Origin of the sequence: Streptomyces rubrogriseus, from assembly GCF_027947575.1 — a bacterium.
Taxonomy (GTDB): Bacteria; Actinomycetota; Actinomycetes; order Streptomycetales; family Streptomycetaceae; genus Streptomyces; species Streptomyces rubrogriseus.
Window position 1 is genome coordinate 6,011,649 of the sequence record NZ_CP116256.1, and the last position, 24,011, is coordinate 6,035,659.

Annotated in this window: 19 protein-coding genes and 1 pseudogene; 9 read left to right on the forward strand and 11 right to left on the reverse strand. The window is 74.3% G+C overall.

What is annotated here, in order from left to right:
* Window positions 1-6: 6 nt before the first annotated feature.
* The 3 genes from Sru02f_RS27160 to Sru02f_RS27170 are packed head-to-tail and all read right to left on the reverse strand — an operon-like array spanning window position 7 to window position 4,017.
* Window positions 7-2,535 (reverse strand): xanthine dehydrogenase family protein molybdopterin-binding subunit, encoded by a 2,529-nt coding sequence (locus Sru02f_RS27160; RefSeq protein ID WP_109029618.1) that lies wholly within the window; start codon window positions 2,533-2,535, stop codon window positions 7-9.
* Between the two features lies 1 nt (window position 2,536).
* Entirely contained in the window at window positions 2,537-3,127 is a 591-nt protein-coding gene (locus Sru02f_RS27165; protein WP_109029619.1) for a (2Fe-2S)-binding protein, read from the reverse strand.
* The gene (locus Sru02f_RS27170) at window positions 3,127-4,017 is read right to left on the reverse strand and encodes an FAD binding domain-containing protein (RefSeq protein WP_109029620.1); all 891 of its coding nucleotides are present in this window, start codon (window positions 4,015-4,017) and stop codon (window positions 3,127-3,129) included. Before Sru02f_RS27170 ends, Sru02f_RS27165 begins: the two co-directional genes overlap by 1 nt.
* 316 nt (window positions 4,018-4,333) lie before the next feature.
* On the opposite strand from Sru02f_RS27170, the gene Sru02f_RS27175 reads away from it, so the two are divergent.
* Complete coding sequence (locus Sru02f_RS27175; protein ID WP_109029622.1) at window positions 4,334-6,043, forward strand: PucR family transcriptional regulator; 1,710 nt, start codon at window positions 4,334-4,336, stop codon at window positions 6,041-6,043.
* A gap of 198 nt (window positions 6,044-6,241) precedes the next feature.
* A pseudogene (locus tag Sru02f_RS27180) lies at window positions 6,242-7,014 on the forward strand (hypothetical protein).
* A 22-nt stretch (window positions 7,015-7,036) separates the two neighbouring features.
* Here the strand turns inward: Sru02f_RS27180 and Sru02f_RS27185 are convergent.
* The 4 genes from Sru02f_RS27185 to Sru02f_RS27200 all read right to left on the reverse strand — a co-directional run bounded on the left by Sru02f_RS27185 (window position 7,037) and on the right by Sru02f_RS27200 (window position 10,250).
* The gene (locus Sru02f_RS27185) at window positions 7,037-7,687 is read right to left on the reverse strand and encodes an Rv1733c family protein (protein WP_109029623.1); all 651 of its coding nucleotides are present in this window, start codon (window positions 7,685-7,687) and stop codon (window positions 7,037-7,039) included.
* A gap of 976 nt (window positions 7,688-8,663) precedes the next feature.
* A complete protein-coding gene (locus Sru02f_RS27190) occupies window positions 8,664-9,488 on the reverse strand; it encodes a rod shape-determining protein (protein ID WP_167469317.1) in 825 nt (274 codons plus the stop codon).
* On the reverse strand, window positions 9,485-9,865 hold the full coding sequence (locus Sru02f_RS27195; RefSeq protein WP_109029624.1) for a TraR/DksA family transcriptional regulator: 381 nt from the start codon (window positions 9,863-9,865) through the stop codon (window positions 9,485-9,487). Before Sru02f_RS27195 ends, Sru02f_RS27190 begins: the two co-directional genes overlap by 4 nt.
* A gap of 58 nt (window positions 9,866-9,923) precedes the next feature.
* On the reverse strand, window positions 9,924-10,250 hold the full coding sequence (locus Sru02f_RS27200) for a TraR/DksA C4-type zinc finger protein (RefSeq protein WP_109029625.1): 327 nt from the start codon (window positions 10,248-10,250) through the stop codon (window positions 9,924-9,926).
* A gap of 343 nt (window positions 10,251-10,593) precedes the next feature.
* Between Sru02f_RS27200 and Sru02f_RS27205 the strand changes: the two genes are divergently transcribed.
* The 4 genes from Sru02f_RS27205 (at window position 10,594) to secD (ending at window position 15,302) form a co-directional block, all read left to right on the forward strand.
* On the forward strand, window positions 10,594-11,541 hold the full coding sequence (locus tag Sru02f_RS27205) for a HAMP domain-containing sensor histidine kinase (RefSeq protein WP_164271016.1): 948 nt from the start codon (window positions 10,594-10,596) through the stop codon (window positions 11,539-11,541).
* An 8-nt stretch (window positions 11,542-11,549) separates the two neighbouring features.
* On the forward strand, window positions 11,550-12,326 hold the full coding sequence (locus Sru02f_RS27210) for a response regulator (RefSeq protein WP_109029626.1): 777 nt from the start codon (window positions 11,550-11,552) through the stop codon (window positions 12,324-12,326).
* Window positions 12,327-12,430: 104 nt separating this feature from the next.
* Window positions 12,431-12,820 carry a hypothetical protein gene (locus Sru02f_RS27215; protein WP_109029627.1) on the forward strand — a complete coding sequence of 130 codons (390 nt, stop codon included), beginning with the start codon at window positions 12,431-12,433 and terminating at the stop codon, window positions 12,818-12,820.
* Window positions 12,821-12,902: 82 nt separating this feature from the next.
* Window positions 12,903-15,302, forward strand: coding sequence for a protein translocase subunit SecD (gene secD, locus Sru02f_RS27220; protein WP_109029628.1), 2,400 nt, complete (start codon window positions 12,903-12,905; stop codon window positions 15,300-15,302).
* Window positions 15,303-15,567: 265 nt separating this feature from the next.
* Here the strand turns inward: secD and Sru02f_RS27225 are convergent, their stop codons facing one another.
* Complete coding sequence (locus Sru02f_RS27225; RefSeq protein ID WP_109029629.1) at window positions 15,568-16,389, reverse strand: GntR family transcriptional regulator; 822 nt, start codon at window positions 16,387-16,389, stop codon at window positions 15,568-15,570.
* Window positions 16,390-16,557: 168 nt separating this feature from the next.
* Here Sru02f_RS27225 and Sru02f_RS27230 point away from each other — a divergent pair, with 168 nt between their 5' ends.
* A complete protein-coding gene (locus tag Sru02f_RS27230) occupies window positions 16,558-17,403 on the forward strand; it encodes a (2Fe-2S)-binding protein (protein ID WP_109029630.1) in 846 nt (281 codons plus the stop codon).
* A 257-nt stretch (window positions 17,404-17,660) separates the two neighbouring features.
* Window positions 17,661-18,725, forward strand: coding sequence for a DUF2637 domain-containing protein (locus Sru02f_RS27235; RefSeq protein ID WP_109029631.1), 1,065 nt, complete (start codon window positions 17,661-17,663; stop codon window positions 18,723-18,725).
* Window positions 18,726-18,782: 57 nt separating this feature from the next.
* Here the strand turns inward: Sru02f_RS27235 and Sru02f_RS27240 are convergent, their stop codons facing one another.
* From Sru02f_RS27240 to Sru02f_RS27250, 3 genes are all read right to left on the reverse strand, one after another.
* Window positions 18,783-19,184 carry an ATP-binding protein gene (locus tag Sru02f_RS27240; RefSeq protein WP_078653092.1) on the reverse strand — a complete coding sequence of 134 codons (402 nt, stop codon included), beginning with the start codon at window positions 19,182-19,184 and terminating at the stop codon, window positions 18,783-18,785.
* 143 nt (window positions 19,185-19,327) lie between these two features.
* Complete coding sequence (locus Sru02f_RS27245; protein ID WP_109029632.1) at window positions 19,328-21,070, reverse strand: pyruvate dehydrogenase; 1,743 nt, start codon at window positions 21,068-21,070, stop codon at window positions 19,328-19,330.
* A 28-nt stretch (window positions 21,071-21,098) separates the two neighbouring features.
* Window positions 21,099-22,724, reverse strand: coding sequence for a protein phosphatase 2C domain-containing protein (locus tag Sru02f_RS27250; RefSeq protein ID WP_174854999.1), 1,626 nt, complete (start codon window positions 22,722-22,724; stop codon window positions 21,099-21,101).
* Between the two features lie 289 nt (window positions 22,725-23,013).
* Between Sru02f_RS27250 and Sru02f_RS27255 the strand changes: the two genes are divergently transcribed.
* Window positions 23,014-23,997, forward strand: coding sequence for a helix-turn-helix domain-containing protein (locus Sru02f_RS27255; RefSeq protein ID WP_109029633.1), 984 nt, complete (start codon window positions 23,014-23,016; stop codon window positions 23,995-23,997).
* The last annotated feature ends 14 nt before the right edge of the window (window positions 23,998-24,011 follow it).

Consider the following 24,011-nt stretch of genomic DNA (forward strand, 5'->3'; position numbering starts at 1 on the left):
GGTACTTCAAGTGCCGCGAGCGGAGCGGGACTTGGTCGGTGCTCCGGGCGGCGCGGAGGGTGTGACGTTCCGTGCGCCGCCCGGAGGGTCCTGGGGGTGCCGATCGGAGCCCGCCGTGCCGGTGAGGTGTTCCGGTCGTACGGGCGTGCGGTCGAGCGCCAGCCCGGTCGCGTCCCTGATGGCCGCGAGGACCGCCGGGGTGGACGACAGGGTGGGTGCCTCGCCGACGCCGCGCAGCCCGTAGGGCGCGTGGTCGTCGGCGAGTTCGAGCACGTCGACCGGTAGGGCCGGCGTGTCGAGGATCGTGGGGAGGAGATAGTCCGTGAAGGACGGGTTGCGGACCTTGGCGGTCACCGGGTCCACGACGATCTCCTCCATCACCGCGATGCCCAGGCCCTGGACGGTGCCGCCCTGGATCTGGCCGACCACGGAAAGGGGGTTCAGCGCCTTGCCGACGTCCTGGGCGCAGGCCAGCTCGATCACCTTGACCAGGCCGAGTTCCGTGTCGACCTCGACGACGGCGCGGTGCGCGGCGAAGGAGTACTGGACGTGTCCGTTGCCCTGGCCGGTGCGCGGGTCGAAGGGTTCGGTCGGCCGGTGCCGCCACTCCTCCTCGACCTCGACCGCCTCGTCCTCCAGGACGTCCACGAGATCGGCGAGGACCTCGCCGCCGTCGGTGACGACCTTGCCGCCCTCCAGGAGGAGGTCGGCGGTGGCCCAGGCCGGGTGGTGGGAGCCGAGCTTGCGGCGCCCCAGCTCCAGGACCCGTTCCCGCACCAGCTCGCAGGCGTGCTTGACGGCGCCGCCGGTGACGTAGGTCTGCCGGGAGGCGGAGGTGGAGCCGGCCGAGCCCACCCGGGTGTCGGCGGGCCGGATGGTGACCTGGGTGACGCCCAGCTCGGTGCGGGCGATCTGCGCGTGGACGGTGACGCCGCCCTGGCCGACCTCCGCCATCGCCGTGTGCACGGTGACGACGGGGCGGCCGCCCGCGACCTCCAGGCGGACCCGGGCCGTGGAGTAGTCGTCGAAGCCCTCGGAGAAGCCGACGTTCTTGATGCCGACCGCGTAGCCGACGCCCCGTACGACGCCCTCGCCGTGGGTGGTGTTGGACAGGCCGCCGGGCAGCTGCCGTACGTCGGCGCCCTCGCTGGACTCCCACTGGCGCTCCGGCGGCATCGGCATCGCCTTGACACGGCGCAGGAGTTCGGCGACCGGCGCCGGGGAGTCGACGGGCTGCCCGGTGGGCATGAGCGTGCCCTGCTCCATGGCGTTGATCCGGCGGAACTCCACCGGGTCCAGACCGAGTTCGGCCGCCACCTTGTCCATCTGCGCCTCGTAGGCGAAGCACGCCTGGACCGCGCCGAAGCCCCGCATGGCGCCGCACGGCGGGTTGTTGGAGTAGAGGGCCAGGGCCTCGATGTCCACGTCCTCGCACACGTAAGGCCCGACCGACAGCGAGGCGGCGTTGCCGACGACCGCCGGGGAGGCGGAGGCGTAGGCGCCGCCGTCCAGGACGATGCGGCACTTCACATGGGTGAGCCGGCCGTCCCGGGTGGCGCCGTGCTCGTAGTGGAGCCTGGCCGGGTGGCGGTGGACGTGGCCGAAGAAGGACTCGAAGCGGTTGTAGACCATCTTGACGGGCTTGCCGGTGCGGAGCGCCAGCAGGCAGGCGTGGATCTGCATCGACAGGTCCTCGCGTCCGCCGAAGGCGCCGCCGACGCCGGACAGCGTCATCCGCACCTTGTCCTCGGGCAGGCCGAGCACGGGGGCGATCTGGCGCAGGTCGGAGTGGAGCCACTGGGTGGCGATGTAGAGGTCGACGCCGCCGTCCTCGCCGGGCACCGCGAGACCCGACTCGGGGCCGAGGAAGGCCTGGTCCTGCATGCCGAAGTAGTAGTCGCCCTCGACGATCACGTCGGCGCGTGCGGCGGCCGCGGCGGCGTCGCCGCGCACGATCGGCTGGCGGTGCACGATGTTGGGATGCGGGACGTGGGGGATGATGGGGGTCCCCCCGGCGCCGGAGCTTGTCGGAGGCGAGAGGGGGAGGTCGTCGCGGTGCTCGTGGACGAGGACCGCGTCGGGGGCGGTCGCGGAGGCCTCGTCGGTGACGAGGGGCAGCTCGCGGTACTCCACCTTGATCCTGGCGGCGGCGCGGCGCGCGGTCTCCGGATGGTCGGCGGCGACGATCGCGACCGGCTCGCCGTGGTGACGGACCTTGCCGTGGGCGAGGACCGGGGTGTCCCGGATCTCCAGCCCGTAGTGGCGCACGTCGGTCGGCAGGTCGTCGTACGTCATGACGGCGTGGACGCCGGGGGTGGCCAGCGCCTCGCCGGTGTCGACGGAGACGATCTCGGCGTGCGCGACGGTGGAGCGCAGGATCTGGCCCCAGAGCATGTCCTCGTGCCACATGTCGGACGCGTACGCGAACTCGCCGGTGACCTTGAGGACGCCGTCCGGGCGGAGCGTGGACTCGCCGATGCCGCCCTTGGTTCCGGAACCCTGGGTGAGGCCGGCGGGTGCGCCGTTGGCAGCCATGTCAGGCCTCCTCGGACCGGCGGGCGGCGGCCAGGCGGACCGCGTCCATGATCTTCTCGTAGCCGGTGCAGCGGCACAGGTTGCCCGACAGCGCCTCGCGGATGTCCTCGTCGCTCGGGTTCGGGTGGCGCTCCAGCATCTCGTCGGCGGCGACCAGCAGTCCGGGGGTGCAGAAGCCGCACTGGACGGCACCGGCGTCGATGAACGCCTGCTGCACGGGGGCCAGTTCGATGTTCTCGCCGGTCTGCGAGTCGGTACCGCCGGCCTGCCACCGCCGTGCCGCGTCCAGCGAGGCGCTCGCCCCGTCGCGGGTGCCGGTGGCGGCGCCGCCCTCGGCGCGTTGCCGGGCGGACTCCGCCAGGCCCTCGACCGTGAGGACCTCGCGGCCCTCGGCCTGGCCGGCCGCGACCAGGCAGGAGCACACCGGCACGCCGTCCAGGCGGACCGTGCAGGAGCCGCACTCGCCCTGTTCGCAGGCGTTCTTGGAACCGGGCAGACCCATCCGCTCGCGCAGCACGTACAGCAGGGACTCGCCCTCCCACACGTCGTCGGCCTGCTGCGGACGTCCGTTGACCGTGAAGTTGACGCGCATCACGCGGCTCCTTCCGTGGTGCGGCGGGCGCCGCGGTACGACTCCCAGGTCCAGGTGAGCGTCCGGCGGGCCATGACGCCGACCGCGTGGCGGCGGTAGTCCGCGGTGCCCCGGACGTCGTCGATGGGGTTGCAGGCGGCGGCGCACAGGTCCGCGAACCGTTTGACCGCCGACGGGGTGACGATCTTCCCGTTCTCCCAGAAGCCGCCCTCGTCGAGCGCCGCGTTCAGGAACTCCTCGGCGGCCGTCGCGCGGACCGGGGTGGGCGCGGCCGAGCCGATGCCGGTGCGGACGGTACGGGTGGCGGGGTGCAGGGCGAGACCGAAGGCGCACACGGCGATGACCATGGCGTTGCGGGTGCCGACCTTGGAGAACTGCTGCGGTCCGTCGGCCTTCGCGACGTGCACGGCGCGGATCAGCTCGTCGGGCTCCAGCGCGTTGCGCTTCACGCCGGTGTAGAACGCGTCGATGGGGATGCGGCGGGTGCCGCGCACCGACTCGGCCTCGACCTCGGCGCCGGCGGCGAGCAGCGCCGGGTGGGCGTCGCCGGCCGGGGACGCGGTGCCGAGGTTCCCGCCCACACCGCCGCGGTTGCGGATCTGCGGGGAGGCGACCGTGTGCGAGGCGAGGGCGAGACCCGGCAGCTCGGTGCGCAGGTTCTCCATGATCCGGGTGTAGGGCACGGAGGCACCGAGCCGTACGGAGCTCTCGCCGACCTCCCACTCGGCCAGGTCGCCGACGCGGCCCAGGTCCATGAGGTACTCGGGCCTGCGGTGATCGAAGTTGATCTCGACCATCACGTCGGTGCCGCCCGCGATCGGCACCGCGGTGGGGTGCTCGGCCTTCGCGGCGAGCGCCTCCTCCCAGCTGGCGGGGCGAAGGAAGTCCATGACCGGCTCTCTTCCTCGTCTGATCGGGTGCGCGTTGCTCGGGGCGTCGGTGAGCGGGGCGTACGGATTGAGCCAACTGCGGGTACGGGAGGCCCGGCTCGTTCATGTGCTGTTCACGTGGAATGGCCTCAGTACACCGTCGTGTACTCCACCAGGGTCAGTCGCAGAAACCATGAAGGAGTTGGCTGGCCAGGGCGGGCATCTTGTAGATTCGTATGAACGGAGGTGCTCAATTGCCTCCCTGTTCTCCTCTGGAATCGGGCGACACAGCCGCGTGACCTGGAACACTTCGAGACAAAGAACGGCGGCGACGAGAATGCGGCTGCGCGCACTGCTGGACACCGACGCGCTGGGCCTCAAGCTGCTCGGCGGCGAGGACGAGCTGGACCGCACGGTCCGGGGCGTGATGACCACCGACCTGCGCGACCCCAGCCGCTACCTGTCGGGCGGCGAACTGGTGCTCACCGGTCTGGCCTGGCGCCGCGGCGCCGCCGACTCCGAGCCGTTCGTCCGCCTCCTGGTGCAGGCCCAGGTGGCGGCGCTGGCCGCCGGTGAGGCGGAGCTGGGGGACGTGCCGGAGGACCTGGTGGCCGCGTGCGCGCGGCACCGGCTGCCGCTGTTCGCGGTGCACGAGTCGGTGGCCTTCGCGACGATCACCGAGCACGTAGTGCGCCAGGTGTCCGGAGAGCGGGCCGGGGACCTGGCGGCCGTGGTGGACCGGCACCGCCGGATGATGACCTCGGGACCGGCGGGCGGGGGCCCCGACGTGGTCCTGGACCTGCTCGGCTCCGACCTCGACCTGCGGGCCTGGGTGCTCTCCCCCACCGGGCGGCAGGTCGCCGGGCCGAAGGACGCGGAGCCCGCGCTCTCCGCGCAGGTGTGCGCCGAGCTGGCGGCCGAGCACCTGGCGGCCACCCGCACGGGCCGGCGCGCACCGCACCGGGTGACCGTGGGCGCGACGACGTACAGCCTCTTCCCGGTGCGCGGCCGGGGGCAGCCCCCGGTCACGCCGCCGGGGGCGCGCTCCCCGCAGGGCGCCGGTGCGGGGCGCGACGTGCGCGAGACGGTGCTGTCCGACTGGCTGCTGGTGGTGGAGGCGGACGCCGGGGACTGGGCCGAGGAGCGCCTCGACCTGCTGTACGGCGTCACCCAGCTGATCGCGGTCGAGCGGGACCGGCGGGACGCGGCGCGCACGGTGCGGCGGCGGCTGGCCCAGGAGGTCCTGGAGCTGGTGCAGACGGGTGCCGCGCCGGCCGAGATCGCCGCCCGGCTCCGGGTGGCGGCGCCGGTGCTGCTGCCCGGCCTCGGCGCCGCGCCGCACTGGCAGGTCGTGGTGGCCCGGGTGGAGTGGGAGGACGGCGACGAGCAGACCGGCCGGGTCGCGCAGACCCTGCTGGAGGAGATACTCGTCGACCCGCACGCCACCGGGCCCGAGCAGTCGGACCGTATCGCCGTGGCGCACACCGGTGAGGAGGCGGTCGCCCTGGTACCGCTGCCGGCGGTCTCCAGCGAGCACGACGGCTCCGAGGCGGGGGTCCTCGCGGAAGCGCTGCTCGCCTCCGTACGGGAGCCGCTGACGGCGGGGCTGGACGGCGACGGGCGCGTCACGCTCGGCGTCAGCGCGGCCGTGCACTCGGCGGAGGGGCTGCGCGGGGCGCTGGAGGAGGCCCGGCACGCGCGCCGGGTCGCCGCGGCCCGCCCCGGCCGGGTCTGCGCGGCCGGCCACCAGGAGCTGGCCTCGCACGTGCTGCTGCTCCCCTTCGTCCCCGACGACGTCCGGCGCGCCTTCACCGCCCGGCTGCTGGACCCGCTGCGGGACTACGACCGCCGCCACCGCGCCGAGCTGATCCCGACGCTGGAGGCGTTCCTCGACAGCGACGGCTCCTGGACGCGCTGCGCGAACCGGCTGCACCTGCACGTCAACACGCTGCGCTACCGCGTCGGGCGGATCGAGCAGTTGACGGGGCGTGACCTGTCGCGCCTGGAGGACAAGCTGGACTTCTTCCTGGCCCTGCGGATGAGCTGAGGCCCGCGGGGCGCGCGGGGCGTGTGGAAGGCGCCGGAGGGCCCGGCGCGCTCCCAAACCTCGGCGGCCCGAAGTCCACGACTTTGTGAAATCTTTCACCCATCCCCTTGGCCGGGCCGCCGGATCCGTGCTGAGATGCGGCCACCACTCGAGAGCTCGATGGCGTGCTAAGGGGAGGGCGACGTGGCGCATTCCGCCATGGCTGGTTCTGGCTGGGGAACGACCGAAGGTGACGATCCGCTCCAGACCGCGGTATGGCGGTTGCGCTCGCGCGGCTGCTGGGCCGACGCGGCCGCCCTGCTGGAGCCGGTCACCGCGGACACCGCCTTGCAGCGGACCGCGCTGCTGGTGGAGCGGTGCCTGTACACGGAGCAGGGCTGGGCCGAGGCCGAGGACGCGCTGCGCACCGCGGAGGCCCTGGCGCACACCGACGACGAGCGCGGGGCCGCCGCGTGCGAACGGGGGCAACTCGCCTACGCCGCCACGGTGCACGGGGTGCGCGACCGGGCCGACGAGGCGCGGGCCGCGCTGGGGCGGGCGGCGGCACTGATCGCGCCGGGGGCCGGGGGCGGGCGCTGCTGGACTTCCGGCGGGGGCTGCTCGCGGAGAACCTGACCCGCTCGCCGCAGGCCGCCCGCGCGGCGTACCGGCGGGCCCACGCCGGCGCCACCGCGCACGCCGACCCGCTGCTCCAGTCCTTCACCTGGCGGCATCTGGCCGGACTCGCCCTGCGGGAGGGGGAACTGGCCGAGGCGCGGCACGGTTTCGCGGAGTCGCTGCGGATCCGCGAGGAGCTGGGGTACCTCGTCGGCACGGCCCCGGCACTGGCCTCGCTCGCGGACGCCGAGTCGGAGCCGGAGGCGTCCCGGCTGCGGGAGGAGGCGCGGCGGCTGTTCCGGCTGCTGGGCGGCGTACCGACGTGGCTGGCGCGGCAGTTGGCGCCGCCGGCGGCGGGGGCGGCGACGGCGTGAGGGACCCGCGGCCGGACGGACGTCACGGGTGTCTGCTCCAGCGCGGGGCCGTGTTGGCCCAGGCCGCGTCCCACTGGGCGAGGTTGCGCCGGTGCAGCACGAGGCCGGTGGCGGCGTGCGCAGCGAGGCCGGTGACGACGACGCCGAGGAAGGCGAGGATCGCCCAGCCCATGGTGCGGCTGCGGATCTGCTCCGCGGTCAGCGGCGGCTCGGTGATCCGGCCCTGGTCGTCGACCCAGACCAGGACCGTGCTGTCCGCCGGCAGTCCCGGTTCGACCTCGGTCCTCCCGGTCCTGCTCGCCCCGTCGGGGCCGGTGAAGCGGACCGGGACCGGGTAGCGGGTCTTCTTCGCCTCGTCCGACCCGGGCTCGGGATGGCGCGGGGCGTCGTGGGTCAGGACCGCGGGGCGGTGGTCCCGGGTACGCGCCTCGTGCTCGGCGGTGCTCCGGTAGTGCCGGTACGCGCTGTCGCCGACCCCGAACATCGCGGCCGGGGCCGCCACCAGCACGGCGAGCAGGAGCCCGAGCGAGACCCACGCCCGCAGCCGGTCGCTCGGCCGCCGCAACGGGTTGCGCCGCCAGCGCCACAGCAGGAGATACGGGTACCGCCCGCGATCCGGGTCGGGATCGGGAACGGCGGGTGGTGGCTGGGCCTGAGGGATCTCTCCGGCCACGGGGTGCCTCCTTCCTGGGACGGGGCGGTTGTCGGGTCGGGTCGGTCGGGTCGGGTCGGGTCGGGTCGGGTCGCACGGTCACCCACGCGAGACACGGGGTACGGCCGACGCCGGGGCGGACGCCGGCCGTACGAACGGGGGACGGGGACGGATCAGGAACGGGACGAGGGCTGAGGACGGGAACGCGGGCGAGGGCGGAGAACGGGACGGAGACGGGGGACGGGGCGAGGGCGGAGGACCGGACGGAGACGGAGGACCGGACGGGGACGGTGATCGGACGAGGACGGTGATCGAGCGGGGGGATGGTGGCCGGGCGACGGAGGACGGTGGTCGGGCGACGGGGGACGGCTTCCGGGCGAAGTAGGTGCGGTGCTTCCGGTCCGGTCCGGCGGGCCGGGGCGAGCGGTGCCCGGCCCGCCGGACGGCTGGTGCCGGCCCAGCCCGACGGGTCGTGGACGCCGGAGCCTCGGGCCGGTCCCGACGGTCGGCGTCCCACGCCGGCGCCGGTGCTGTGGCCCCGGAACCGGTTCCGGGGCGGTTTCCGTGTGGCGGTTCCGGACCGGCCCCGACGTCCTACGCCGGTGCCGGTGCCGTGGACCCGGAACCCGTTCCGGCAACCGGTTTCCGTGCGGCGGCCGGTACCGGTGGCGCCTGTCTCCCGGGTGGGTGGCCGGGCGCCGAAGTGCCGGGCCCGTGCCCGCCGGGCCAGGACCTGCCCGGCACCGCAGTGGTGCGAGTGCACCCTCCGGCGGCGCCCCGCCCGTCCCACGGACGAACGACCGACACCCTCGACACCCAGCCCATCCCCGGCGCACCAGGAGACCGACCCGGCACCGCAGCCGAGCGAGCGACCCCACCGGCGGAGCCACCCCGCCCCGCGGACGAACGACCGACACCCTCGGCCCGCTCGACGTCCAGCCCGCCCACGGCGCGCCGGAAGCCGAACCGGCGACCCGGGCACCGGCCCCGTACCGGATCAGTGCGGGTGGCCGTCCGGGGGGTCCGTGCCGGTGGTCGACGGGTGGGTGTGCGCGGCCTCCAGGAGCTTCGCGGCGCCGCGTACGGCCGCCGTGTGCGGTGCGGGCACCGCGCGCAGCGGCACGTGCAGCCGGTCGGCCAGCCGGCAGGTGATCTCGGGGCGCAGCGCGCCACCGCCCGCCAGCAGCGGACCCCGGCCGAGCGCCTCGACCGTGAGGGACGTGCCGTCCTGGCGCAGCATCGAGGTCGTCATGTCGGCCAGCGCCTCGCCGATCCGCGCGGACGGGGTCGCGTCGTCGATGTCCCCCGTGCCGAGCGCCGTGCGGCGGGCGTCGAAGACGGCGCCGTCCACCAGCAGCACCACCTCCGTGAGATGGGCGCCGATGTCCATCACGAGCAGCGGCCGGGTCAGGTCGGCACCCGCCGCGAGGGCCACGGCCCGCGCGCTGGGCACGGTCAGCACCGTGCGCGGGCGCAGCACCTCCACGGCCGTACGGGCCTCGGTGCGGTAGGCCAGCCCGTCGAGGACCGGCGCGGTCACCACGACCACCGGACGGGCGAAGCGGGGCAGCCGGTGGCCCAGCAGCCGGTCGAGCATCCGGGCCGTGCCCTGGGTGTCGACGATGGAGCCGCGCTGGATGGGGTAGACCGCGCCCGCACCGGGGAAGGTCACGGTCGGCACGTCGAGGATCATGCCGCGCCCGGCGACCCAGGCACGGGTACGGGCGCTGCCCATGTCGAGGGCGACGCCGCTGCACTGCCGGCACAGCGGCCACGGCCGGTGCCGGGACAGGGCGGCCCGGGGCCGCCGGAGCACGGTCATCGTCCGGCCTCCCGCACCTGCTGGCAGCGGGCGCAGTAGCGGGCCTGCGGCACGATCACCAGGCGCTCGCGGTCGATGCCGCGCCGGCACAGATGACAGTTGCCGTAGCGGCCCTCGGCGATGCGGTCGAGCGCCGCTTCCACGTCGGCGAGGACCATGCGTGCGGAGGCCGCCAGCTTGACCCGGACCTCGGTCTGCGCGGCGGACCGCCGCTGGATCGACTCGTCGGTGCGGGACGGGTACGCCGCGATCTGCCGCAGTTGCTCCTCGCGGAACAGCCGTTGCTCCTGGAGGTTGTCCCGGAGCGCGGCGAGGTCCTCGGGCGACAGGGGCGACAGACGCGTGTCGCGGTCGCCGATGATCTGGTTGTTCACCACTTCACCCCTTGGGCAGGGCGGGAGGGACGGTACTGGACGGGGAAGGTGGGACGGGGCGTCAGGCGGCGGCGCGGCGCTGGCAGGCGACGCAGTACCGCGTGTAGGGGAGGATCTCCAGGCGCTCCCCGGGGACGGGCTTGCCGCAGCCGAGGCAGGCGCCGTAGGTGCCGTCCTCGACCCGGGCGAAGGCCTCGTCGATCTCCTTGAGCACCCGCTCGATCGCGGCCTTCTGCGCGGACATCAGCTGGTCGTCCGCCTGGCCGCTCTCGGCGAGGGCCTGCAGCTGGGTGACGCGGGTGTTGCGGGCGTGTTCGAGGCGCTGGCGCGCCTCGTGAGCGGTCAGCCGCTCGGGGCGGGGTTCGATGCGGGAGGCGTCGAGCGACACGATGAGTGGTCCTTTTCTCGGAAGGTTCTGCGGGTATGCCGAGTGCCGGGCCGATCGGACCCGGTCATCCTCAACCTTGGCCGGGCCGCCCGGGGAAACCCATCGGGCGCAGGACCCATTTGCCCGGGGGTGCGGGATCCACTCGGCGGTGCGCCGGGGCGGCCATATGGGTATGCCGCGGGCCGGAAATGGGGGTCGGGCCCCATCGACCGGACGGGTCCGCGAGGAGCACGCTGGTCGCTTGCTCGGTCGCTACCTGGGCCGCAGCTCCCACCGAGGGTGCGCGATGACCGACAGTAGAGGCGTACCAAGTCGACACGTCGCCGAAGGAGGCGTACCCCCGGTGTCCCTGTTCTGGCGGATCTTCGGGCTCAACGCGGTGGTGCTGGGCTTCGCCACGGCGCTGCTGCTGTGGGCTCCGGTGACCGTCTCCGTGCCGATCCTGCTGACCGAGGCCGTCGTCCTCGTGGTCGGCATGGGCGTCATGCTGGTGGCCAACGGCGCCCTGCTGCGCTGGGGCCTGGCGCCGCTGGAGCGGCTCACCAAGCTGATGACCACCGTCGACCTGCTGCGCCCCGGCCAGCGGCTGCCGATCTCCGGCGGCGGTGAGGTCCCGGAGCTGATCCGCACCTTCAACGCCATGCTGGACCGCCTGGAGAACGAGCGGGCCACCAGCAGTGCCCGCGTCCTGCTCGCCCAGGAGGCGGAGCGGCGCCGCATCGCCCAGGAGCTGCACGACGAGGTCGGGCAGAGCATGACCGCGATCCTGCTGGTCCTGGGGCGTGCCGCGGACGACGCCGAGGAGCCGCTGCGCGACGAGCTGCACCAGGCGCAGGAGATCACCCGGGAGAGCCTGGACGAGGTCCGGCGCCTGGTGCGCCGGCTGCGGCCCGGCGTCCTGGACGACCTCGGTCTGATCAGCGCGCTGTCCTCGCTGACGCACGACTTCGCCACCCACACCGGTCTGCGGGTGGTGCGCCGTTTCGACGCCGATCTGCCGGTCCTGGACCACGAGACCGAGCTGGTCCTCTACCGGGTGGCCCAGGAGAGCCTGACCAACGCCGCCCGCCACGCGGACGCCGAGCGCCTGGAGGTGGGCCTGGCCCGTGCCGACGGCGCGGTGACGCTCACCGTCGCCGACGACGGGCGCGGCATCGAGGCGGCGCACGAGGGCGCCGGCATCCGCGGCATGCGGGAACGGGCCCTGCTCATCGGGGCCGCCCTCGACATCACGTCGGCACCCGGCGCCGGCACCCGCATCCGGCTCACCGCACCCCTTCCCAGGAAGTAGCACCGACCATGTCCGACCCGTCCCTGCCCGAGCCGTCCGAGCCGTCCGCGCACGGCCGCCACGCCGGCGCGTCCACGACGCCCACGACGCCCGCGTCCACGACGTCCGCGTACGGCACGCCCCCGGCGTCCGCCCCCTCGAAGATCCGCATCCTGCTCGCCGACGACCACGCGCTGGTGCGCCGCGGCGTGCGCCTCATCCTCGACCGGGAGCCGGACCTGGAGGTGGTGGCCGAGGCCGGGGACGGCGCGGAGGCCATCGACATGGCGCGGGCCCACGAGGCCGACCTCGCCGTTCTGGACATCGCGATGCCGCGCCTCACCGGCCTCCAGGCGGCCCGCGAACTGGCCGCGCTGAAGCCGGGGCTGCGCATCCTGATGCTGACGATGCACGACAACGAGCAGTACCTGTTCCAGGCGCTGAAGTCGGGGGCCTGCGGATACGTGCTCAAGTCGGTCGCCGACCGGGACCTCGTCGCCGCCTGCCGCGCCGCGATGCGCGACGAGCCGTTCCTGTACCCGGGCGCGGTGACCGCGCTCATCCGCAACTACCTCGACCGGGTGCGGCACGGCGAGGAGACCTCCGACCACATCCTCACCCCGCGCGAGGAGGAGGTCCTCAAGCTCGTCGCCGAGGGCCACTCCTCGAAGGAGATCGCCGAGATCCTCTTCATCAGCATCAAGACCGTCCAGCGGCACCGGGCGAACCTGCTGCAGAAGCTCGGCCTGCGCGACCGCCTGGAGCTGACCCGGTACGCCATCCGCGCCGGGCTCATCGAGCCCTGACGGTCCCCCGAACCGCCCGTGGCTCTGGCCGCCCACTCCCCGGCCGGAGCCCCGGGCTCCTCCGCCCGCCAGGCCCGCTCATCCACCACGAAAGGGGACGGTGCATGCGACGACGGCTCGCGAGCGTGCTCACCGTCCTGCTGACCGTCCTGCTGCCCCTGGTCCCGGCCTGGCCCGCGGCCGGTGCGCAGGTCGGTCCGAGCGGTCCCCTCGCGGCGGCCGCCGCCACGGCGGTGCCGCACCCGGCCCTCGACCTCCACGCCGACGACGGCTGCACGCCGGTGTGCGCCGCCCAGCCCCGGGCCCGGCACGACCAGCCGGCCGGTCGTCCGACGGCACCGGACCAGCACCCGGCGACCACCGCGCACCTCGGGGGCGGCGCCGTCCCCGGCGGCCACGCACGGACGTCGTTCGCGCCCGGCCCGGTGCCGGTCTCCCCCGGCCGCGCGAGCCACGACAGCGGCCGGGCACCGCCCGTCTCCTCCGGCATCTGAGACGCACACCCGACCACCCGTCACCTTCTTCCGCCGCGGCCGCGCTCGGCCGCCGCCGCGGCGTGCCCGCCGGAGGCCCGTCTTGAAACGCTCCCGTCCCCCTTCCCGCTCCCGTTCCCGTACGCGGTCCCGTTCCCTGAACGTCCGCGCGCTCCTCGCGCTGGCCGTGCTGGCCGGGGCCGTGGCCATCGCCCTGACCATGCCGGTCCGCCTGGGGCTCGACCTGCGCGGCGGCACCCAGATCGTGCTGGAGACCAAGTCCACCGAGACCACCGAGGCCGACCGGGAGGCCACCGACCGCACCGTGGAGGTGCTGCGCGGCCGCATCGACGCCCTCGGTGTCGCCGAGCCGACCATCGTCCGCTCCGGCGAGAACCGGGTCGTCGTCGAGCTGCCGGGCGTACAGGACCCGAAGAAGGCCGCCGACGTGCTCGGCCGCACCGCGCAGCTCACCGTCCACTCGGTGCTCGGCCCGGCGGAGAACCCCGCCGACGCTGCCGCCGACGGCAGGACCGAGGCCGCCGAGGACGGCAAGGACGGCGAGCGGGTACTGCCGGACGAGTCCGGGCAGTCCCTGCGGCTGAAGGCCGCCACGCTGACCGGGCAGGACGTCAAGGGCGCCGACGCCCGCTTCGACCAGCAGAACGGCGCCGGCTGGACCGTCACCGTCGACTTCAAGGACTCCGGCAGCGACCGCTGGGCGCAGGTGACCGGCGAGGCGGCCTGCAACCCGGCCGGTGACCCCAAGCGCCGGGTCGCCATCGTGCTCGACGACAAGATCATCTCCTCGCCGCAGGTCGACCCCTCCGTGTCCTGCGGGGCGGGCATCACCGGCGGCTCCACGCAGATCACCGGCTCCTTCGACGACGCCGAGGCGCGCGAACTGGCCCTGCTCATCAAGGGCGGCGCCCTGCCCGTGCCGGTCGAGACCATCGAGCAGCGCACCATCGGCGCCACCCTGGGCGACGAGGCCATCAACGCCGGCGCCTGGGCCGCCGTCATCGGCACCGCGCTGACCGCGCTGTTCATCATCGTCGTCTACCGCCTGATGGGCGCCCTGGCGACCGTGGCCCTGCTCTGCTACGGCCTGATCTCCTACGCCGCCCTGGCCGCGGTCGGCGCGACGCTGACCCTGCCGGGCCTCGCGGGCTTCGTGCTGGCGATCGGCATGGCGGTGGACGCCAACGTCCTGGTCTTCGAACGGGCCCGCGAGGAACAGGCGGCCCGGACCCGTCCCAGTACGCGCGCCGCGCTGACCGCCGGTTTCCGCAGCGCCTTCAGCGCGATCGCCGACTCCAACATCACCACGCTGATCGCCGCCGCCCTGCTGTTCTTCCTGGCCTCCGGCCCGGTCAAGGGCTTCGGCGTCACGCTCGGCATCGGCGTGCTGGCCTCGATGGTCAGCGCCCTGGTGATCACCCGGGTGCTCGCCGAGTTCGCCGCGAGCCGCCCGGCGGTCTTCCGCCGCCCCGGCATCACCGGCATCTCGACCACCGGCCCGGTCCGGGACGCCCTGCTGCGCCGCAACCCCTTCCTGATGCGCCGGCCGCGCCGCTGGCTGGCGGCCTCGCTGATCGTCCTCGTGGTGGCGGGCTCCGGCATCCTGGTGCGGGGCCTGAACTTCGGCATCGAGTTCACCGGCGGGCGGCTCATCGAGTACTCCACCGCCACCCAGGTCGATCCCGACCGGGCGCGGGACGCCCTGGCCGACGCGGGCTTCCCGCGCGCCGTCGTCCAGTCCTCCGGCGACGGCGACCTCACGGTGCGCACCGAGGAGCTGACCGACACCGAGGCGGCGACCGTCACGAAGGCCGTCGCCGAACTGGGCGGCGAGACGGAGAAGGTGCGCGACGAGCTGATCGGCCCGAGCCTCGGCGAGGAACTGCGCCGGGACGCCCTGATCGCCCTCGGCCTGGCGCTGGCCGCGCAGCTGGCGTACCTGGCGGTCCGGTTCCGCCTGCTGTTCGGCACGGCGGCGGTCGGCGCGCTCGCCCACGACGTGGTCATTCTGGTCGGTGTGTTCGCCTGGCTGGGCAAGCCGATCGACGGGGTGTTCCTGGCGGCGCTGCTGACCGTGATCGGCTATTCGGTCAACGACTCGGTGGTGCTCTTCGACCGCATCCGGGAGCTGCTGGGCAAGGAGCGGAAGACACCGTTCGACCGGCTCACCAACGACGCGATCCTGCAGACCCTGCCGCGCACGGTCAACACCGGCATGGGCGCGGTGCTCATCCTGGCATCGCTGGCGGTCCTGGCCGACGACTCGCTCACCGACTTCGCGCTCGCGCTGCTGATCGGCGTGGGGGTCGGCACGTACTCGTCGGTCTTCACCGCCTCTCCCCTGGCCATCGAGCTGCACAACCGCGACACCGGTTCCCGCCCAGGGCGCCGCAAGGGCGGACGGGCCCGCGCCACGGGGAAGTCCGAGAAGCCGGGGAAGCAGGTCCCGACGAGCCGTACGGAACGGCAGGAGGTCCGCTAGCGGGGGCGGGGCAGGCAGGTCCGCGCCCCCTCGCTCGAGGGCGCCCGGGTCCGGGGCGCGCGCGGTCCATGGCGCGCGCCCGGGCCGGGCTCCCGGCTCAGGACGCCGACCCGGGAGCCCGGTCCGGGCGGAGCCCGGCCAACGACCGGCCCGAGGCACGTCCCACCCGAGGCACGTCCCACCTAGGCACGTCCGCCCGAGGGACGTCCGGTCCGGGCGCCCGAGCTTGGCGCCCGGGCGAAGGCCGCCCTGCCGGGGTTCCGGCTCACGACGTGACCGTGAAGTGGTCCCCGACCAGGGCCCGCACCGCGTCCGGGTCGCCGGCGATCAGCGCGTCCAGCAGCGCGGTGTGCTGGTGCGCGTCGGCGACCAGGTCGGCCCGGCCGCGCACGGAGGGCGAGCCGGCCGGCGGCCACTGGGCGCGGCGGTGCACGTCACCGGCGATCCGGACGAGCTGTTCGTTGCCGGCCAGCGCGAGCACGGCGCGGTGGAAGGCGCGGTCGGCCTCGGCGTAGGTGGCCGGGCAGCCGGAGGACGCGGCCCGGACGGTGGCCTCGGCGAGGGGGCGCAGCTCCGCCCAGTGCTCCGCGGGCACCGTACGGGCCAGCCGGAGCCACACCGGCACCTCGATCAGGGCCCGGACCTCGGCCAGTTCGGCCAGCTCGCGGTCACCGCGTTCGAGGACGCGGAAGCCCCGGTTGGGGACGACCTCGACGGCGCCCTCCAGGGCGAGCTGCTGCATGGCCTCCCGCACGGGTGTGGCCGAGACGCCGAAGCGCTCGCCGAGCACCGGTGCCGAGTAGACCCCGCCGGGCCGCAGTTCACCGGTGACCAGCGCGGAGCGCAGGGCGTCGAGGATCTGTCCGCGCACGGAGGAACGCCGGACCAGGGCCCGCGGGCGGGACACCGGCGGTTCGCCGTGGGTGTGCTCGCCGCGTGCCGGGCCGTCCGGTTCCCCGCCGCCGGGGGCCCGGTCCCGTGCCCTGTCCGCCGCTCCCGGCTGCACCGGGATCCGCACCGCTTCGGCCGCCGCACCCGTACCCGCCCCGGCACCCGTACCTGCGGCGCCCTGCGCGCTGTGCTTCACGGGTCCTCCTGCGGGACGTGTCGGTACTTGGGGTCATTACGGCGGGTTGTCACCTGTCCGTCAAGCACCATAAGCGCAGGGGCCGTCAGTTCAAATCCCGAACATATTGGGTAAGGTAAGGCTTACCTTTAAGCAGCCCGTTGTCCCGACGTGGATCGGTGGTCCCGCATGCCTGTCGCCCGCACGGCCCTCACGGACGCCTACGCGCGCCTGTGCGAGGTCCTCCCCGGGCTGGGCGTGACCGAACTGGCCGCGGCCGAGGAGGTCCCGAGCGGCGACGGCTGGGTCACGGCCGCCTCCCTCGCCGCGGGCGGGACGGAGCTGGCGGCCTTCCTCGCCCGGGACGAGGCCCAGGTGCTGCGGGACTACGGGCAGCGGGCCCGGCCGGACGTGATCGCGAGCTTCGGCCTGCACCGGTACGCGTGGCCCGCCTGCCTGCTGATCACCGTGCCGTGGTTCCTGCACCGCCGGGTGCCCCGTCACCCCGCGGCCCAGGTGTCCTACGACCGCACGGCCGCCGGGCTCCCCCTCGGCCGGATGGCGGTGCGTGCCGCGTCCTTCGCCTGCCTCCCCGGCGACCCCGCCGCCGCGCTGCCCGGCGCCCGGGTGGTCGCCGACGAGGAGGCGCTGCGCGGCGAGGTGCGGGCCGCGGTCGCCGAGCACCTGGAGCCGGTCCTGGCCGGATTCGGCCCCCGGATGCGGCGGCGCGGACGCGCCCTGTGGGGGATGGCGACCGACGAGGTCGTCGAGGGCCTGTGGTACGTCGCCCATCTGCTCGGCGAGCAGGAGCGGGCGCGGCACGAGCTGGAGCTGCTGCTGCCGGGCGCCACCAAGCCGTACGTCGGGGACGCGGCCTTCCGCGAACTGAAGGGGCCGGACGGCGAACCGCTGCACACCCGGGACCGGGCGAGCTGCTGCCTGTTCTACACCCTGCGCCCCGAGGACACCTGCGCCACCTGCCCGCGGACCTGCGACGCCGACCGCGTGGACAAGCTGCTCGCCGCGGCGGGCTGACGGGCCGTCGGCTAAGATCGTCCGCGTTGTTCCACAACTCCCCCACACGTGGCGGGAACTTTCCGTGGAACCACCCGTACGGGTAGTCTTAATCGAACTCAACTCCCGCCCCTCACGCGGCAGTTCGAGCAGAACGCCGCCCTGGGCACCCCCTCTGCACTCCCTTGGCGGCCTCTTGCCCCGAAACCCCCTGAGGGCCGCTGGGTTTGGGCCACCATGGCGGGCGTTACGCCCTATCCCACTGCAAGGGACCCCAGATGAGATTGACCGACATATCGCTGAACTGGCTGCTTCCGGGCGCCGTGCTGCTCCTGGGCATGCTGGCGGCGGTGGCGGTGCTCGCGCGCGGCAAGCGTTCCTCGGGGAAGGACGCGGGCGCGGACGACTCGTGGGAGCGCATGGAGGAGCGCCGCCGGCGCAAGGAGGCCCTCTACGGCACCTTCTCCTACGTCCTGCTCTTCTGCTGTGCCGCGGTCGCCGCGGCGCTCTCCTTCCACGGTCTGGTCGGCTTCGGCGAGCAGAACCTCGGCCTGAGCGACGGCTGGCAGTACCTGGTCCCGTTCGGGCTCGACGGCGCGGCGATGTTCTGCTCCGTCCTCGCGGTGCGCGAGGCCAGCCACGGTGACGCGGCGCTCGGCTCGCGGATACTCGTGTGGGCCTTCGCCTTCGCCGCGGCCTGGTTCAACTGGGTGCACGCGCCGCGCGGCCTGGGGCACGCGGGTGCCCCGCACTTCTTCGCGGGCATGTCCCTGTCGGCGGCGGTGCTGTTCGACCGGGCGCTGAAGCAGACCCGCCGGGCCGCCCTGCGCGAGCAGGGCCTGGTGCCGCGTCCGCTGCCGCAGATCCGCATGGTCCGCTGGCTGCGCGCGCCCCGCGAGACGTACCGCGCCTGGTCGCTGATGCTCTTGGAGGGCGTGCGCAGCCTGGACGAGGCGGTCGAGGAGGTGCGCGACGACCGGCGCCAGAAGGAGGAGAAGAAGCTCCGGCGGCGCGAGCAGGAGCGGCTGGAGCGGGCGCAGCTCAAGGCGATCAGCCGGGGCCACGGCCACCGCGGCTTCCCCGGGCGCGGCGGCCGTCAGGTCGAGGTCGAGGTGCAGCAGGTCGAGCGGGGCTCGGAACGCGCCACCGCGGAGCCTGCCATATCGACCCCGGAGCAACTGCCCGCGGCGAGCCGGCGGCCCTCCCTTCAGCCCGTGCGGAGCGGGTCTGAGCAGATGTCCGTGGAGACCGTCGACCTCACCGCGGAGGACGACACCCAGGCCCTGCCCCGCCTGGACTCCCTGGAGCGCAAGCTCAAGGACCTGGAGCAGCAGTTCGGCTGAGCCGAGCGCGCCCCGTATCCGTGCCGATGGCCTGAGGCGCCGGTCTTCCCGGCGGCCTCAGGCCGCTTCCGCCTCCGCCCCCGCGCCCAGTTCGAACCAGACCGACTTGCCCACCTCGCAGGGCTGTACGCCCCAGTCGTCGGCGAGCGACTCGACCAGGACCAGCCCTCTGCCGTTGGTGCTCTCCTCCCGCTGCGGTGCGCGCGGCCGGGGCTGCCGGCCCCGGCCCACGAAGTCCCGTACCTCGACCCGCAGGGCGCGCGGCCCGACCGTCGCGGTCAGGACCGCGCCCTCGTCGGTGTGCACGAGCGCGTTGGTGACCAGCTCGCTGGCGAGCAGCTCCGCGACCTCCGACTGGCCGGGCCCGCCCCAGTGCCGCAGCAGCTCACGCAGGGCCCGCCGGGCCTCGGGCACCGCCCGCAGGTCCGCCCGGCCGAGCCTCCGCCTGAGCTGTGGCACCGCCTGCTCCTTCATGTCCCCCGTCGGCGCGCTGATGTCGTCTCCCCCCGTCTGTCCCGCTCCGGTCGAACAACTTCACGGGGAAAGCCTTGCCCGTTCGAGCCCTCGCCAGTCATCCGGTTTCGGACCGGCTGTCCGTACGGTCACGGGCGGGGGACGTTGCGCAGGTTCGACCGGGCCATCTGGAGCATCCGTCCGACCCCGCCGTCCAGGACGATCTTCGAGGCGGACAGGGCGAAGCCGGTGACCATGTCGGCGCTGATCTTCGGCGGGATGGACAGGGCGTTGGGGTCGGTGACGACGTCGACGAGGGCGGGGCCCTTGTGCTTGAACGCCGCCTTCAGCGCCCCGGCCAGGTCCTTGGGCTTCTCCACCCGGACGCCGAAGGCGCCGCAGGCCTCGGCGACGGCGGCGAAGTCGGGGTTCTTGTTGGCCACCCCGTGCGAGGGCAGGCCCGCGACTAGCATCTCCAACTCGACCATGCCGAGCGAGGAGTTGTTGAAGAGGACGACCTTCACCGGCAGGTCGTGCTGGACGAGGGTGAGGAAGTCGCCCATCAGCATGGTGAAGCCGCCGTCGCCGGACATCGACACGACCTGCCGGCGCCGGTCGGTGAACTGGGCGCCGATCGCCATCGGCAGCGCGTTCGCCATCGAACCGTGGGAGAAGGAACCGATGATGCGGCGGCGGCCGTTGGGCGAGATGTAACGAGCCGCCCAGACGTTGCACATCCCGGTGTCGACGGTGAACACCGCGTCGTCGTCGGCCATTTCGTCCAGCATGGCGGCCACGTACTCGGGGTGGATCGGGACGTGCTTGTCGACCTTGCGGGTGTACGCCTTGACGACGCCCTCCAGGGCGTCGGCGTGCTTCTTCAGCATCCGGTCCAGGAAGCGGCGGCTCTTCTTCTCCTTGACCCGCGGGATCAGGCAGCGCAGCGTCTCCCGCGCGTCGCCCCACACCGCGAGGTCCAGCTTGGAGCGCCGGCCCAGGTGCTCGGGCCGCACGTCGATCTGGGCGATCTTCACGTCGTCGGGCAGGAAGGCGTTGTACGGGAAGTCGGTGCCGATCAGGAGCAGCAGGTCGCACTCGTGGGTGGCCTCGTAGGCGGCGCCGTAGCCGAGCAGTCCGCTCATGCCGACGTCGTACGGGTTGTCGTACTGGATGAACTCCTTGCCCCGCAGGGCGTGCCCCACGGGTGCCTTGAGCTTGCCCGCGAACTCCATGACCTCGGCGTGCGCGCCCGCGGTGCCGCTGCCGCAGAACAGGGTGACCCTGTCGGCGTCGTCGATCATCCGGACCAGCCGGTCGATCTCCTCGTCGCCGGGGCGGACGGTGGGCCGGGAGGTGACGAGGGCCGTCTCGGCGGCCCCCTGCGGGGCGGGCTCGTCCGCGATGTCGCCGGGCAGCGAGACGACGCTGACGCCGCCCTGGCCGACGGCGTGCTGGATGGCGGTCTGGAGCAGCCGGGGCATCTGCTTCGGGCTGGAGATCAGCTCGCTGTAGTGGCTGCACTCGCGGAACAGCTGGTCGGGGTGGGTCTCCTGGAAGAAGCCGAGCCCGATCTCGCTGGACGGGATCTGGGAGGCCAGGGCGAGGACGGGGGCCATGGAGCGGTGGGCGTCGTAGAGCCCGTTGATGAGGTGGAGGTTGCCGGGTCCGCAGGAGCCGGCGCACGCGGTGAGCTTCCCGGTGATCTGCGCCTCCGCCCCGGCGGCGAAGGCTGCGGTCTCCTCGTGCCGCACGTGCACCCATTCGATGCCGGAGTGGCGGCGCACGGCGTCCACGACGGGGTTGAGGCTGTCCCCGACGACTCCGTAGAGGCGCTCGACCCCGGCGCGGGTGAGGATGTCGACGAACTGTTCCGCGACGTTCTGTTTGGCCATGGGTCCAGCTATGCCACAGCGCGCGGCCTCACGCCTCCCAAACGGCGGCGGCGGTACGGTCGTCCGCGTATCCCTTGACCCGCACGCCGCTGTCGGCGAGGAACTCCCCCGGTCCGGGCGCCGGGCGGGCGGCCCATCGCCGCGCGAGGAGTTCGCCCAGCTCGGGCTCGCTCAGCAGTGGCTCGGCGAGACCCGCGGTGCACATCAGGAGCACATCACCCGGGCGGGCTACGGAGGCCCGGAACCGGAAGGGCTCGCGGGGCGGCCCGGCGGGCGGCCCCTCGTACGGGCCCGGGGGTGTGGTGATGCCGAGGTCCATGGTCAGCCGGTCGCCCTCGGGCGTCTCGCTCGGCGCGTCGCGGGGTGCGTCGTGGGGTGTGGAGCCGAAGCCGAGGACGGGCTCTCCGGTGACCTCACCGGCGTCCGGCTCCATGTCCTGCCAGGCGCCGTCGCGCAGCCTGAGCAGTCCGCCCGCGCCGACTCCGAAGAACACCCGCGTGCGGCACCCGGGATCGGCGGGCAGCAGCAGGCAGCGCAGGGTGGCCGCGTACTCGTCCGGGGCCAGGCCCTGTTCGGCGGCACCGGCCCGGAGCCGGCCGAGGCTGCGGTCGGTGAGGCGGTGCAGGCCGGACTTCAGGTCGCCGCGCCGGGCGGCCCGCAGGTCCTCGGCGAGCCGGGCGTGGCTGCGGCCCACGGCCCGTCCGATCCACCGGCACACCTCGGCCGCCGCCCGGTGCGCCCCGGCGGTGGCACGGGCGCCGGTCGCCATCGCCACCAGGACCAGCGCCTGCTCCCCGGCGCCGAACCGGGCGACGAGCAGCGCGTCGCGCCGCGGCTCGCCCCGGTACCGCGCGGAGTCCCCGCGCACGGAGACGGCCCGCAGCGTGCACGTCCCGTACCGGGCGCCCTCCAGGACGGTGTCCGGCACCAGCCCGTCGAGGCCGTCGGGATCGGCGGGCGGCAGCGCGGTGGGCTCGGCGTCGTAGGTGGGCGGCCCGCTGCCGACGTAGTCGCGGTCGGCCTCCGACGAGGGGAGGAAGGGCGGCGGAAGCGGCGGCAGGTCGGACACGGTCGGGGTCGGCGGGACCGTCTCGGGCGGCTCCCTGAGGTCGGCGGCCCCGGACCCGGACGTGGTCCGCCCACGCGGATCCGGCCGCCTCGGCGCGGGAGGCCGCCCCGCACCGGCCGCCGGCGACGGCACGGGACCCGACGCTTCACCCGGCGGCGGCGTTCCGGCGGGCGTGGGCCGTGGCGCTTCCGGCGCGCCCGTGTCGCCGGGGTCGGGGCTCCCGGCCGGAAAGCCCCTAGGGTCGCCGTTGCCCGGTCCCGGCAGGTCCGCGCGGAGCGGCGGGGCGTCGTCCCCGGTGCGGGGGCCGGGGACGGCGGCGGGCGGGGTCCTGGACCACCAGGGCCGTCCCGGTTCGGGCGCGGTGGGGGACGGTGGTGGCACCGGGTGCGTGGGCTCGTCGGGGCCCGCGGCCGCCGGTCCGCGGGCCAGTGTGTCCGACGCCGAGGCGAAGCGGTCGTCCAGGGAATCGGGGGCGGCCGTGGGGCCGGTGTCGTCGGTGGAGTCGTCGTACAGCTGCCCCCACCAGTGGTCCTCGGGTCCGGTGGGACCGGCGGGACCGGTGGGCCTTCCCCCCTGCTGACTCATGCTCCTGATTGTCCACCGATGGGGCCGGATGGAAACGGGGCATCGGGAAATTCGGGGCGGACCGGCGTGCGCCGGGCAGCGTGTCGGGGGACGCGTCGAACAGTTCTCCGAGGTGGGGTGGCCGAGCGGCCCCACCCCCCACGGGAGGACCGCCCGGCGACGCCACCTTGGCAGAGTGACCGGCGGTACGGCGATGATGTCCCGAGGCGGGTTTGCGCCGTGGCCGTTTCCCGCCACGGACGTCCGCGCAGGTGGAGGTGGGCATGGTTCTGGGGAGGGGCGACACCTGATGCTGGGAGTGCTGGGGCTGGAGGACACGCACGAGGCGGCGTACCGGGCGCTGGTGTCGGTGGGCGCGGCCGACGTACCGGATCTGGCCAGGCGGCTGGCGCTTGGCGAGCGGGACACCGAGCGCGCGCTGCGCCGGCTGGAGCAGAACGGGCTCGCCGCCCAGTCCTCGGCCCGCCCGGGACGCTGGGTCGCGGCCCCGCCGGGCGTCGCGCTGGGCGCCCTGCTCACCCAGCAGCGGCACGAGCTGGAGCGGGCGGAGCTGGCGGCGGCGCTGCTGGCGGAGGAGTATCGGGCGGCGGCGGCCGAGCCCGCGGTGCACGACCTGGTGGAGGTGGTGACCGGCGCCGGGGCCGTCGCCCAGCGCTTCCTCCAGCTCCAGCTCGGCGCGAGCGCGGAGGTGTGCGCGCTGGTCACCGACAAGCCGGTGGCCGTGACCGGCATGGAGAACGACGCGGAGGAGCAGGCCACCGGGCGCGGTGTCCGCTACCGGGTGGTGGTCGAGCGGTCGGTCCTCGACCTGCCGACCGGCATCACCGAGCTGACCGCCGCGCTGGGCCGCGACGAGCAGGTCCGGGTCGTGGACCGGGTGCCGACCAAGCTGATCGTGGCCGACCGCTCCCTCGCCCTGGTCCCGCTCACCGCGCGCTCCTCGGAGCCCGCCGCACTGGTGGTGCACGCCAGCGGTCTGCTCGAACTGCTGTGCGGCCTGTTCGAGGCCGTGTGGCGGGACGCCCTCCCGCTGCGTCTGGGTGTCTCCGGCGTGACCGAGCAGGCCCCGGACGGCCCCGACGGCACCGATCTGGAGATCCTCTCCCTGCTGCTCGCCGGGCTGACCGACGCGAGCGTGGCCAAGCAGCTCGACCTGGGCCTCAGGACCGTGCAGCGACGGGTGAAACGCCTGATGGAGCTGACCGGGGTCACCACCCGGCTCCAGCTGGGCTGGCACGCCTATGAACGGGACTGGGTGGCCAGGAAGCACTGAGGCGGCCTCGCCCG